At 71.8% G+C, this 13275-nt stretch carries 9 protein-coding genes; 2 read left to right on the top strand and 7 right to left on the bottom strand.

The window, feature by feature from the left end; genetic code table 11:
- Positions 1-153 precede the first annotated feature (153 nt).
- Positions 154-1917 carry an aspartate--tRNA ligase gene (gene aspS / locus BFF78_RS20790; protein ID WP_069779755.1) on the top strand — a complete coding sequence of 588 codons (1764 nt, stop codon included), beginning with the start codon at positions 154-156 and terminating at the stop codon, positions 1915-1917.
- A gap of 63 nt (positions 1918-1980) precedes the next feature.
- On the opposite strand, the gene BFF78_RS20785 is transcribed toward aspS, so the two are convergent.
- The 7 genes from BFF78_RS20785 to BFF78_RS20755 all read right to left on the bottom strand — a co-directional run bounded on the left by BFF78_RS20785 (position 1981) and on the right by BFF78_RS20755 (position 11866).
- A complete protein-coding gene (locus BFF78_RS20785; RefSeq protein ID WP_069779754.1) occupies positions 1981-2682 on the bottom strand; it encodes a nucleotidyl transferase AbiEii/AbiGii toxin family protein in 702 nt (233 codons plus the stop codon).
- Positions 2683-2963: 281 nt separating this feature from the next.
- Positions 2964-4679: a methionine--tRNA ligase gene (gene metG / locus BFF78_RS20780; RefSeq protein ID WP_069779753.1), complete on the bottom strand. Its 1716-nt coding sequence runs from the start codon at positions 4677-4679 to the stop codon at positions 2964-2966.
- A 142-nt stretch (positions 4680-4821) separates the two neighbouring features.
- Entirely contained in the window at positions 4822-6630 is a 1809-nt protein-coding gene (locus tag BFF78_RS20775; protein WP_079161408.1) for a VWA domain-containing protein, read from the bottom strand.
- Between the two features lie 73 nt (positions 6631-6703).
- The gene (locus tag BFF78_RS20770; RefSeq protein WP_069779752.1) at positions 6704-8647 is read right to left on the bottom strand and encodes an FUSC family protein; all 1944 of its coding nucleotides are present in this window, start codon (positions 8645-8647) and stop codon (positions 6704-6706) included.
- A gap of 48 nt (positions 8648-8695) precedes the next feature.
- The gene (locus tag BFF78_RS20765; RefSeq protein WP_069779751.1) at positions 8696-9652 is read right to left on the bottom strand and encodes an endonuclease/exonuclease/phosphatase family protein; all 957 of its coding nucleotides are present in this window, start codon (positions 9650-9652) and stop codon (positions 8696-8698) included.
- A gap of 264 nt (positions 9653-9916) precedes the next feature.
- Positions 9917-10864 (bottom strand): hypothetical protein, encoded by a 948-nt coding sequence (locus tag BFF78_RS20760; RefSeq protein WP_069779750.1) that lies wholly within the window; start codon positions 10862-10864, stop codon positions 9917-9919.
- A gap of 519 nt (positions 10865-11383) precedes the next feature.
- Positions 11384-11866 (bottom strand): hypothetical protein, encoded by a 483-nt coding sequence (locus BFF78_RS20755; RefSeq protein WP_069779749.1) that lies wholly within the window; start codon positions 11864-11866, stop codon positions 11384-11386.
- Between the two features lie 168 nt (positions 11867-12034).
- Between BFF78_RS20755 and BFF78_RS20750 the strand changes: the two genes are divergently transcribed.
- Complete coding sequence (locus BFF78_RS20750) at positions 12035-13198, top strand: PP2C family protein-serine/threonine phosphatase (protein ID WP_069779748.1); 1164 nt, start codon at positions 12035-12037, stop codon at positions 13196-13198.
- The last annotated feature ends 77 nt before the right edge of the window (positions 13199-13275 follow it).

Here is a 13275-nt window from a genome sequence, read left to right as displayed (position 1 = left end):
TTTTGGAGGTGCCGCCGAGAACGGGGAGCCGGGCCCAGGTGGCCGTACGGCAGTAATGGTGGGGAGCCGATCTTGGGGTGCCCGGTACCCTTGGGATGGCCTAGGCCGTACCCGCCTGGCGACACCCGATCCGCAAAGACTGGATGAACGACGATGCATCGGTACAGGTCCCACACCTGCGGCCAGCTCCGCGCTTCTGACGTCGGCACCGACGTCCGGCTGAGTGGCTGGCTGCACAATCGGCGCGACCTGGGCGGCATCCTCTTCATCGATCTGCGCGATCACTACGGCATCACGCAGCTGGTCGCCCGCCCCGGCACACCGGCGTACGAGGCCCTGGACAAGATCTCCAAGGAGTCGACGGTCCGCGTCGACGGCCGCGTTGTTTCACGTGGAACCGAGAACATCAACCCCGACCTGCCCACCGGCGAGATCGAGGTCGAGGTGGCCGAGGTCGAGCTGCTGGGCGCCGCCGCGCCGCTGCCGTTCACGATCAACAGCGAGGACGGGGTCAACGAGGAGCGGCGCCTTGAGTACCGCTTCCTGGACCTGCGCCGCGAGCGCATGCACCGCAACATCATGCTGCGTACGGCGGTGATCTCCGCGATCCGCCACAAGATGACGGCGCTGGGCTTCAACGAGATGGCGACGCCGATCCTGTCCGCGACCTCCCCCGAGGGCGCCCGCGACTTCGTCGTCCCCTCCCGCCTGAACCCCGGCAAGTTCTACGCCCTGCCGCAGGCTCCGCAGCAGTTCAAGCAGCTGCTGATGATCTCCGGCTTCGACCGCTACTTCCAGATCGCGCCCTGCTTCCGCGACGAGGACGCCCGCGCCGACCGCTCGCCGGGCGAGTTCTACCAGCTCGACGTCGAGATGAGCTTCGTCGAGCAGGAGGACGTCTTCCAGCCGATCGAGCAGCTGATGACGGAACTCTTCGAGGAGTTCGGCAACGGCCGCCATGTGACGTCCCCCTTCCCGCGGATCCCGTTCCGCGAGGCGATGCTCAAGTACGGCTCCGACAAGCCGGACCTGCGCGCCAAGCTGGAACTGGTCGACATCACCGATGTCTTCGAGGGCTCGGAGTTCAAGGCGTTCGCCGGCAAGCACGTGCGCGCGCTGCCCGTCCCGGCCGTCCAGGACCAGCCGCGCAAGTTCTTCGACCAGCTCGGCGAGTTCGCGGTCTCGCTGGGCGCCAGGGGCCTGGCCTGGGTGCGGGTGGCCGAGGACGGCTCCCTCTCCGGGCCGATCGCGAAGTTCCTCACCGAGGAGAACGTCGCCGAGCTGACCAAGCGGCTGTCGCTGGCCGCCGGCCACGCGGTCTTCTTCGGCGCGGGCGAGTTCGACGAGGTCTCGAAGGTCATGGGCGCGGTGCGGGTGGAGGCCGCCCGTCGCGCCGGTCACTTCGAGGAGGACGTCTTCCGCTTCTGCTGGATCGTCGACTTCCCGATGTACGAGAAGGACGAGGAGACCGGCGCGATCGACTTCTCGCACAACCCCTTCTCCATGCCGCAGGGTGGCCTGGAGGCCCTGGAGACCCAGGACCCGCTGGACATCCTGGGCTGGCAGTACGACATCGTCTGCAACGGCGTCGAGCTGTCCTCCGGCGCGATCCGGAACCACGAGCCGGAGATCATGCTCAAGGCCTTCGAGATCGCGGGCTACGACCGTGAGACCGTCGAGGAGAAGTTCGCGGGCATGCTCCGCGCGTTCCGCTTCGGTGCCCCGCCGCACGGCGGCATCGCGCCCGGCGTGGACCGTATCGTCATGCTCCTCGCGGACGAGCCCAACATCCGCGAGACGATCGCCTTCCCGCTCAACGGCAACGCCCAGGACCTGATGATGGGCGCCCCGACCGAGCTGGAGGAGTCCCGCCTGCGCGAGCTGCACCTGAGCATCAGGAAGCCGCAGCCGAAGTAACCGCGGACCCATCCGACGCCGGGCGTGGCCCCGCAGGAGGCCCCGGGCGGCAGCTGACGCGGCTCAGTCCTCGTTCTGCTCGTCGTCCTCGTCCTCCTCGTCGGGGGACGCGCCGTCCTCCAGCAGTCGTTCGGCGATGTCGTCGGACCAGCGCTGGGCCCAGGCGCGCAGCGCGCCGACCTCGGTCTCGTCCAGGCCGTACCGGACGAAGTCCAGGTCGGAGTAGAAGTCCGTGCCGGTCAGCCGGGACTGCAGGGTGGGCAGGTCGAACGGGTCGTGGGCGTGCCTGCGGCCCAGTTCCTCCAGGTTGGGCAGGGAGAACCGGGCCGCGGCGGCCCGCGCGTCGATCAGATCGACGGCCGCGCCCCGGTCGTACAGCGCCCGGATCTTCGTACCGACGGCGTCCTCGAGGGAGAGCGCCGGCCCGTACTCGGTGAGCTCCGGCGGCTGCCAGAAGGCCTCCTTGTGCAGGGCGAGGGCACAGGGCTCACCGGTCGGCGGGTCGGTGACCGTCAGCTGGGCGGAGAGCCCGGCGACGGCGCCGGCGCGCACCTGCCGGCCGCGGGCCTCCAGGGTGGCGCCGACGGCGGCGGCGATCCGGTCCATGCTCTCGGAGCTCTCCGTCGCGAAGTCGAGATTGGCGTGCGGGCGTTCCAGCAGACCGTGCGCCTGCAGGGCATAACCGCCGGCCAGGACCAGTCCGTACGGGCCGCCCGCCGTGACGACATCCGCGAGGAGCCGCCGGTGAGGTTCGGGGAGGTTCACGACATCGGTACTTTGCCAGAGATTCTTTCCGGGCCGCTGTCACACGCCCTGGTATACGCACATCCCGTTCCCGCTCGTCTACGCGGCACCGGTGGTCGCCGCGCTCGTCCTCGGGTTCGCGTCCTGAGCCGGAGAATCTCCCCGCGACACGGCAACTTCCGTTCCGGCGGCGGCCACTGAGGAGTCGTAAGGCGCCGGTGCCGGGGTGCTCCGCTGACGACCCTGCGCCCTCCACGCACCGGGCAGGTGCGCGTGGAGGGCGATCGGCTGTGTTCCGTCGGTCAGGCGGGTTCGCCGCCGAAGCGCTGCTTGTAGTTCTCCAGGTCCTCGTCCGTCAGCTTGGCGAACAGCACCGGCGGGACCGTGAACGGCGTGCCTGCCGGGACCGAGGCGAGGGACTTGGCCTCGTCCGCGGTGACCCAGGAGGCGGTGTCGTCCGACAGATCGAAGGCGCCGCGCATCGCCGCCGAGGTGGCCGGGATCAGCGGCTCGGAGACCACCGCGTACAGGTGGATCAGGTTCATCGCCGTACGCAGGGTGAGGGCAGCGGCGTCCTTGTCGGTCTTGATCTGCAGCCAGGGGGCCTTCTCCTCCAGGTAGGAGTTGCCGGCCGACCACAGGGCGCGCAGGGCCGCGGCGGCCTTGCGGAACTGCAGCGCCTCCATCTGCTGCTCGTACTCGGCGAGCAGCCGGGCGATCTCCTCGCCGAGGCGGGCCTCCGCCTCGCCGGGCTCGCCGCCCGCGGGCACCTCGTCACCGAAGCGCTTCTTCGAGAAGGACAGCACGCGGTTGACGAAGTTGCCGAGGGTGTCCGCGAGGTCCTTGTTGACCGTGGCGGTGAAGTGCTCCCAGGTGAAGGAGGAGTCGTCGGACTCGGGCGCGTTGGCGATGAGGAAGTAGCGCCAGTAGTCCGCCGGGAGGATCTGAAGAGCCTGGTCGGTGAAGACGCCCCGCTTCTGCGAGGTGGAGAACTTCCCGCCGTAGTACGTCAGCCAGTTGAAGGCCTTGACGTAGTCGACCTTCTTCCACGGCTCGCGTACGCCCAGCTCGGTGGCCGGGAACATCACCGTGTGGAAGGGGACGTTGTCCTTCGCCATGAACTCGGTGTAGCGGACCTCGGTGTCCGCGTCGTACCACCAGGACTTCCAGTCGCGGTTGTCCGGGTCCTGGTCGGCCCACTCCTTCGTCGCGCCGATGTACTCGATCGGCGCGTCGAACCAGACGTAGAAGACCTTGCCCTCGGCGGCCAGCTCCGGCCAGGTGTCGGCCGGGACCGGGACGCCCCAGTCCAGGTCACGGGTGATCGCGCGGTCGTGCAGGCCCTCGGTCAGCCACTTGTGGGCGATGGAGGAGGCGAGCTGCGGCCAGTCCCTGTCGTGCCGGGCGACCCACTCGCGGACCTCGTTCTCCAGCTTGGACTGGAGGAGGAAGAGATGCTTGGTCTCCCGCACTTCGAGATCCGTGCTGCCGGAGATCGCCGAGCGGGGGTTGATCAGGTCGGTGGGGTCCAGGACCCGGGTGCAGTTCTCGCACTGGTCGCCGCGGGCCTTGTCGTAGCCGCAGTGCGGGCAGGTGCCCTCGACATAGCGGTCGGGGAGGAAGCGGCCGTCGGCGGGGCTGTACACCTGCCGGATGGCGCGTTCCTCGATGAAGCCGTTCTCGTTCAGCTTGCGGGCGAAGTGCTGGGTGATCTCGCGGTTCTCGGGGGAGGAACTGCGGCCGAAGTAGTCGAAGGCCAGCGCGAAGCCGTCGTAGACCGCCTTCTGGGCGTCGTGCGCCTGGGCGCAGAACTCGTCGACCGGCAGGCCCTGCTCCTTGGCGGCCAGCTCGGCGGGCGTGCCGTGCTCGTCGGTGGCGCAGATGTACAGGACGTCGTGGCCGCGCTGGCGGAGGTACCGGGAGTACACGTCCGCCGGGAGCATGGACCCCACCATGTTGCCCAGGTGCTTGATCCCGTTGATGTACGGAAGGGCGCTGGTGATGAGGTGTCGAGCCATCGTGGCTGCTCCCAGGTCGCTGCTTTTCTGCGGTTTCGAACCTTGAAATCGTAGCCGACATGGGTGGGCCGCCCGCTTCCCGTTTTACAGGGTGGGAAGGGGCGGCCCGGGGTTACGGCTGGTTACAGCGGGTTACGACTGCTTACGGCCGCCAAGCGGTCAGTACGCCTTCGTAGAGTTCCGTGTCCGTCAGCTCGCGGGGGGTGGGGCCCGCGTGGAAGAAGGACGTGTTGGCGCTCTTCAGCTTGCGGAGGTAGTCGAAGGCCTTGTTGTCGTGCTCTCCGAAGGCGACGAAGGAGAAGAAGACGGCGGGGTGGGTCGTCTCGGCCGCGGTGAGGGACTGGGTGGCGGGGGTCTTGGCGTCGGGGGCGCCGTCGGTCTGGAAGACGACCAGGGCGGGGGTGCCGGGGGCGGCGTTCTTGTCGTAGTGGCCGAGTACGGCCTCTACGGCGGCGTGGTAGCTGGTACGGCCCATGCGGCCGAGGCCGGCGTGGACGTCGTCGATCTTCGTCTCGTGGTCCGGGGTGAGGGTGAGGTCGGTGGTGCCGTCGACCTCCGTGGAGAAGAAGACGACGTGGACCGTGGCCTCGGGGTCCAGATGGGCGGCGAGGGCGAGGGTCTGGTCGGCGAGGGCCTGGGCGGAGCCGTCCTTGTAGTACGGGCGCATGCTCGCGGAGCGGTCGAGCACGAGGTAGAGCTTTGCTCGGGTGCCGGTGAGGTCGGTCTTCTTGAGGGTGACCGTGGCGGCCTTGTAGGCGGTGGCGAGGGAGGGGGTGCGGGACCTGATCTTGGTGGGGGAGGTGGCGGGGGTCTTCTTGCCGGTTGCCTGCGGCGCTTCGGCGTGTGCGGCCTCCGTCTCGGCGGTCTCCTCGGCCTGCGGTTCGATGTCCGCCTCGGCTTCGCCTTCGGCGGCTTGCGGGGTGGTCGTCTCTTCGGCCGGTACGGCAATCTCCTCGGCCGGCGTCGGCACCGGCTCCGCGACCTGCTGTGCCTCAGGCTCGGGGGTCTTCTCGGTGTGCGGTTCGATGTCCGCCTCGGCTTCGCCTTCGGCGGTCGTGTTCCCACCCGCACCACCCGTGCGGGTCTCGTCGTCGGGTGCGGGTGGCCCCTGCGGGGCGTCCTCGCCGTCGGCGGCTTGCGGGGCGGTTGCGTCGCCGACTTCCGGCTCCGCCTGCTGCTCGGTCTCGGCCTGAGCCGTCTTGCCGGCCTCCGCCTCTGGCGTCTTGCCGGGCTCCGGCTCTGCCTGCTGCTCGGTGTCGGCCTGAGCCGTCTGCCCGGGCTCCGGCTCTGCCTGCTGCTCGGTCTCGGACTCAGCTGTCTTGCCGGCCTCCGGCTCTGCCGTCTTTCCGGCCTCCGGCTCCGCCTGCTGCTCGGCCTCCGGCTCTGCCGTCTTTCCGGTTTCCGGCTCTGCCTGCTGCTCGGTCTGGGCCTCAGCTGTCTTGCCGGCCTCCGGCTCTGCCGTCTTTCCGGCCTCCGGCTCCGCCTGCTGCTCGGCCTCCGGCTCTGCCGTCTTTCCGGTTTCCGGCTCTGCCTGCTGCTCGGTCTGGGCCTCAGCTGTCTTGCTGGAGTCCGGCTCTGCCGTCTTTCCGGCCTCCGGCTCTGCCTGCTGCTCGGTCTCGGTCTCGGTGGCAGCTGGTTTGCCGGCCTCCGGCCTTGCCGTCTGCTCTGCCTTCAGCTCGGTGTTGGCGTCGGCCTCCGGCTCGGTGTCGGCCGTTTCCGTTGACCCCGGCTCGGTGCTGGGTGTCGTGTCCGCCTCCGGTGTCGAAGGGTGGGGGACCTTCACCTTGTCGAAGGCCGCTGAGACCAGTTCGTGTTCCTCGGGGGACGAGGTGCGGGGCTCAGGGACGGTGGGTTCCGGTCGTGTCGGCAGGCGGTCCGCACCCTCTGCCTCGGCGGCGCGCCCCTTGCGTGAGCGGCCGAATGCGTTCCGCAGGAGAGTGAGAATGCCCATATGCGCACCCCTTCGCGTAAGTTGATGCCCGTCGATCCCTGGCCAGGACGGACACGTAAGGTTAGCGAAGGGCTCAGTGGGGAGACGCAATCGACCGGGCCGCCGCGACTTCCTGGCGAAGAGGTTCGAGAACGCTGTCGGCCGGACCGGTGAGATCCGTGCGGACCGGGGCCAGTGTTTCCGCGTCCCGTACCCCCTCCGACAGCTCCCTGAGCTGCAGCACCACCTGGGTGATCTCGGCCGGGGACGGCGGCGGCGCACCGTGTCTCACGCGGACGCGGGCCGCCGTCGTGGCGTCGATGATGCGTTCCACCGCGACCACCAGCGGCCACCAGGCAGCCGCGCGCCGGCCGGTCGGCGGCGGTTCGGTCAGGGCCCGCTGGAACTCGGTACGGATGTCCGAGAGGTCGCGGTAGAGGCGGCGGCGCATACGGGCCCGGGCGGCGGGGTCCGTGGTGGTGGCGAAGGCCGTCTCCACGTATGCCGCCGTGTCCGCCACCGCGTCCGCCAGACGGTCGCCCACGCGCGTGCGCCAGCTCTCCGGCCACAGGAGGTAGCCGGCCGTCAGCGCGATCGCACAGCCCAGCAGTGAGTCCGTCAGACGGGGGAGCAGCAGCGCCGTGCCCTGGTGGTTCAGGATGTCCGAGAGGAGGAGGATGACCGGGGTGATCGCCGCCGTCTGGTAGCCGTAGCCCCGGGGGGTCAGGGCCGGGATCAAGGGGGCCAGGAGCAGCATCGCGGGTACGTCCCACCAGCCCAGCGGGACCTCCGCCAGGACCACCGCCGCGATCACCAGCCCCGCCACCGTGCCGAGCGCGCGCAGCAGGGCGCGGGAGAAGACCGAGCCGAAGTCGGGCTTCAGGACGAAGGTGATCGTCAGGGCCACCCAGTAGGAGCGGGGAACGGGGATCAACGACACCAGGGCCTGCGCGATGCCGATGCAGACCGCGAGGCGCAGGCCGTAGCGCCAGGAGTTGGCCGACAGGACGACGTTGCGGGCCGCTCGTGCGGTGCGGATGCCCAGCGCCGCGGGACGGCCCAGACGGTCGTCGATGCCGCGTGGGTCCACATCGGGGGTCGTGACGACCTCGGCCGTGTGGCGCAGGGCGTGGTCCACCGCCCGGGCCGTCTCGGTCGCCGGGGCCGGGAGGTCCAGGGCTGCCGGGTCCGTGTCGCCCGTTTCCACCGCCTGAGCCAGGTGGTGGACCGCCTCGGGGATCCCGGGCGGCAGGGGGCGGCCCGCCAGATGGGCCGCGGGGGCCACCTCCACCACCGGCGTGATGGCGTTCAACTGGGCCAGGAGACGGGTGAGTTCGAGGCTGCGGCCGTGGTGGCGGGCGCGCCGGGCCAGGATCAGGTCGTAGGACTGGTTGAGGGACTGGGTGACCGTGCGGCGGGCGTCCTCGTACTCCTCGGTCCGGTCCGTGCCGGAGACCGCCAGGAGTGCGGCGACCGTGCGGTACGTGGCCGCCACCGCCGCGCGTTCGGGCACGCCCGAGCGCAAGGGCCAGGCCAGGAGGGCGAGGATGAGGACCAGGAGGCCTCCGCCGGTCATCAGGGCGGGAGCCAGCCACCAGGGGTGCGGGAGGGGGAGGCCCGCGCCCACCACGCAGTTCAGCAGGAGGAGCAGACCGGAGACCGAGGCCACCGCGCCGATCGTCGAGATCATGCCGGAGACCAGGGCGACCCCGGTCACCGCGGCCACCGCGTACCAGCCGTGCCCGTACACCAGCGTGCCCAGCGTCACGCCGGCCGCGCCGAAGAGCTGCGGGACGGCGATGTTGAGGACGCGCATGCGGTAGGCGTCGGCGGTGTCGCCGATGACGCCGGACAGGGCGCCCATGGAGGCGAGGGCGCCGTACGCCGGGTGGCCGGTGGCGAGGCCGATCGCGAGGGGCAGGGCCATGGCGAGGGCGGCGCGGGCCATGGCGGGCTTGTTGACGGGGGCCTGCTGGGGGCGGAGGTTCCGGATCAGCCAGTCGGGAGGGGTGAGGCCGATGGGGAACTCTCGCGACATGCCGCCATTATCACCGCATCACCCCGGTCCACCCGGAGTCGCCCGGTGTCATCGCCGCTGGTGGAGGGTGACGTCCACGACGAGGGCGCGGTGGTCGGTGCCGGCCACGCGCAGGAAGCGGGCGCCGGTCGCGGTGAAGTCCGGGGAGAGCAGGACGTGGTCGATCTGGGCGCCGATGACGGAGGCGGTGCGCGCGGGCCAGCTGGCGGCGCGGTCCTGCCCGGCGAGGCGGGCGGCGTCGGTCAGCCCGGCGTCCAGGATACGGCGGAAGGCGGCGTGGTCCTGGGTGGCGTTGAAGTCGCCGGCGAGGATGGTGGGGGTGCGGGGGCCGGCGGCGGCGAAGGCGCGGAGCCTGCCGAGTTCGCGCCGCCACAGGCCGACCTGGTTCGGCAGCGGCGGCATGGGGTGGGCGAGTTGGAGCCGTACGGCCTGGCCGCGTATGTCGGCGACGGCGCCGGGCATGCCCATCGTGCCCCGGACGCCGGCGGTGGGGCGCAGCGGGAAGCGGCTGAGGATGAGCGAGCCGTGCGAGCCGGCCGCGCGAACCGCCTGCCGGTAGGGGTAGGCGGTCGCGAAGTCGGCTTCCAGCGTGGCCTGGCAGGTGTACTCGCACTCCTCGACGAAGACGAGGTCCGGCCGGCGGTCGCGGATCCGCGGGACCAGCGCGGGGGTGCCGCGCCCGAACTCCACGTTGGCGGTCAGCACGCGCAGGGTGGCGAGCGGCGGACCGGGGGGCTCGCTGACCCTGCCGTACGGCTCCCGGTACCAGGCGAGCAGGCCGAGTACGGCGACCCCGCACACCAGGCCCGGCCACCAGCGGGTGAGCAGCGCGCACAGCAGGGCGAAGCCGGTCGGCACGAGCAGCCAGGGCAGGAAGGCGAGCAGCTGGGGTACGGGGGTGACGCCGTCGGTACCGGCGACCCGGCAGCCGACCACCACACCGACCCCGGCCAGCAGCAGCCCGGCACACCAGACACCGAGCCTGCCTCCGGGGTGTCGCTTCACGTGACGAGCCTACGGGGCGGCCGTCCGGTGGTGCCAGGGATGCGCCGGGGCACGGGAGTTGGGGGCGGGGGGCCCGGGTCCGTACCCCGAGTCCGGTCGCATCCGTGCCGCGTACGGGCGGGTCGGACCCGGGCTTCGGTGCCGGTGCCGGTGCGGGTGCGGGTGCGGGAGCCGGCGCCGGACGCGGGCCTGCCTCTGGGCTGTCGCTTCACGCGACGACGTCGGGGCGGCCGTCCGGTCGTACCCGTGCCGCGTACGGGCGGGTCAGACCCGGGCTTCGGTCGGGGCCGGGGCCGGGGCCGGGGCCGGAGCGGGTGCCGGCGCCGGTGAGGGTGTGGTGGTCGGGGTCCGGCGGTGGGCCGGGAGCAGGTGGCGGGTCAGCCAGACGGTCAGGGCCACCGCGAGGCCGAGGCCCAGCAGGAGCCAGGAGACCGTGCGCAGGGTCGCGGTGAGGGCGTCGTAGACCGCGGCGGCGGCCGGGTGGGGCACGTCGGCGGGCAGGTCGGCGAGGGTCATGGTGCGGCCGACCGCCAACGCCAGGGCCAGCGCGGCGCCGCCCAGGGCCGTGCCCAGCGCGGTCGCGGCGACGGCGCGACGGCGGTGGACGGCCAGCGCGATCCCGGTGGCGGCCAGGGCGGCGGCCGCCACCGGCATCCAGAAACCGGCGATTTCGAGCACGTGGAAACCCTTCCGGAATGAGGTGAGTTCGTCCGCCGGGAGCACGGAGACCGCGGTGTGCTCCACCGGGATGCGCGCGGCGAGCGGCACATGGTCCCGGGTCAGCTGACGCTTGACCTGGTCGGTGATGGGGGCGAGGTCGACGACGACGGGACGCCCGGCCGAGTCCTCCTCGTCGCGCAGGGCGCGCAGCACCGCGTCGTGGGTGATCCGGTTGGCGGTGTCCCAGGCCAGCCGGAAGGCCTCGGTCTGGGTGAAGGAACGCACCGCGTCGCGCACGAACGGGCGCACCGGGCCGCCCATCGGGGGGACGTCCAGGTTGTGGCCCAGCGCGCGCAGGATGCCGTCACCGACGGTGTCCGCGAGGGCGTCCCGCACGTTCGGGTCGGCGGCGAGCGGCGCCATGGTGGTGACGTACCGGCCGGTGTCGGCGAGCCCGTACGCCGCCCAGGCCGCCAGCGCGCCGAAGGGCACGAGGAGGCAGGACAGGGCGAGTAGTACGGCCGACAGGGCGCTCCTGAGGCGTGGGGGCACGCTTCCAGACAACGGCCCCCGTGGCGGGGGCGCGAGCGGGAGGAGTGCGTTCGGGGGAGGGCCGGGCCGAACGGGTGCCCCCGGGGCCGCGTCCCCTGGCATCCCACGGCATCCCATGCCGGAGCTGGGGATTCCGCTCTCCGGTGGAGGGTTCGCCCGAACGGGTGTTTCCTGGGGGAAGGACGACGGCGGCCGGCACAACACCGGCTGCGGCGAGAGCGGTTCCGGCCGCCCCGGCATCTCCGGCTTCTGCCGGCCGGAGTGTGACGGGGGGTGAGGGAAAGAGGGGGCAGGGGAGTGCGTGGGCCCCCGGTGGTCGGCCAGGGGCCCACGCACATGTCGTCATGGCCTGCACGGACAGGCCTTCATGGCCGGCACGGACACGCCGTCACGGGCCCGTACGGACACCTCGTCACGGTCCGTGCGTACACCTCGTCACGTTCCGTACGCACACGCCGTCACGTTCCGTACGCACACGCCGTCACGGCCCGTACGCACACGCCGTCACGGCCCCCGCGCTCAGCGGACCCGGTTCCCGGCCGCGTCCTCGCGCGTGTAGTAGCGGTAGAAGAACGTGGCGAAGGTGCACCCCGCGATGATCAGCGACAGCATCACGGTCCGCCACACCGAGTGGCCCGACTGGATGTACAGGAAGCCGAACGCGCAGCCGGCGAACGCCGTCCACAGCAGTGCGTGCACCTCCCTCGTCATCCGCGGGGCCAGCGTCAGCAGGGCGACGGTCACGGCCGCGAACACCAGCGCGCTGATCCAGCCGAGCAGCAGGTTCCCGCCCGTGATGGAGCCGCCCTGGCGGGCGTCGGCCGCGACCCAGTAGCCGTAGACCAGACCCAGCACGACCGGGCCGGCGATGTGGGCGATGCGGTGGGTGCGCGCGTCGAAGACGTCGGGCGGACGGGTGCGCCTCCCGGATGTCCGGGTCGCGATCTCCCGGGTGCCCCCGGGGCGGGACATGCCGCCGGGCGCGGGTGCCGCTTGAGCCATGAGAGCACTCCTCTCTCCTTGCCCCCGCCTCCAGAGCACACCTGGGGGCGGGGGCTGGCAAGTCGGCCAGGAGAGTGACGGGTGCCCGGATGCGGCCGGTCCTCTCCCGTGTTTCGCTGAGGGCATGGACGGCACGGCGGGCGTGGGGGGCATGGGCGGCTGCCCGCCGTGACGGACCTGGAGTACGGGCGGCGGCGCCAGCTGCTGAGCGTGCGCGGCCACAGCGTCGCCTGGGTGCCGCCCCTGCTGCTGCTCGTCGGCATCGTGCTGCTGGACTTCAACACCAGTGAACGGTTCCGGATCGTCGGCTGGATCGTGCTGGTCCCCGGCACGGCCGCCGCGATCTGCGGGATGTGGACGACCGCCGCCTTCGCCGGGCTGGCGGTGGTGACGTACGTCGCCGTCGACAGCGCGTGGCCCGACCAGTACCGGGCCGGTCTCGGCGACTTCGTCCTGGTCGCCCTCGGCGGGCTGATGGCTGTGATGGCCTCCGCCGTGCGGCTGCGCAAGGAGCGGCAGACCCTGCACATCCAGGACATCGCCGAGACCACCCGCCGTACCGTGCTGCGCCCGCTGCCGCCGCGCTGGGCCGGTCTGGACCAGGCCGGGGTGTATCTGGCGGCGGATGTCGAGGCCCGGGTCGGCGGCGACTTCTACGACATCCAGCCCGGACCGCACGGCACCCGCGTGCTCGTCGGCGATGTGCAGGGCAAGGGCCTCGGCGCGGTGGAGACCGCCGCCGCGCTGCTCGGCACCTTCCGTGAGGCCGGGTACCACGAGAAGGACCTCGCGACCGTGGCCGAACGCCTGGAGATCCGGATACTGCGGCACCGCCGGCACACCACCGCGCTCGGCCGCGACGACGGCGACCGCTTCGCCACCGCCGTGCTGATCGGCTTCCCCGAGGACCCCTACCCCACCATCGGGGTCGTCAACTTCGGCCATGAGGCACCGCTCGCCGTCGGTCCGGGCGGAGTGGGCGAACTGCCCAGCGGCGACGGGCTGCCGCTCGGCCTCTGCGACCTCGTGGGCGGCCTGCCGCCGGTGCGCCGGGTGCCGTTGGCCGCCGACGAGACCCTGCTGCTGGTCACCGACGGGGTGAGCGAGGCCCGCGACCGTTTCGGCGCGTTCTATCCGCTGGCCCGGGACATCGCCGACGCGGTCGCCGCCGACCCGGGCCTGGCCGAGCCCCGGCACCTGGTCCGCCGGGTCCGCGACGGGGTGCTGCGGCACAGCGGCGGCCGGCTGGGCGACGACACCACGGCGTTCGCCGTGCGGCGGATACAGGAGGCGGCGGGCGAAGACGGCGAAGAGGGACGTTTGCGGTCCTGATGCCTTCCTGGGGCGCGGGTTTGCAGCCGCAGCGGTTACGGTGCTGGCTGGAGAGCGGATCAGGCTCGACAGGGGGA

It is taken from the genome of Streptomyces fodineus (assembly GCF_001735805.1).
In the GTDB taxonomy this organism is placed as follows: domain Bacteria; phylum Actinomycetota; class Actinomycetes; order Streptomycetales; family Streptomycetaceae; genus Streptomyces; species Streptomyces fodineus.
This window is presented reverse-complemented; position numbering and strand designations above follow the sequence as displayed.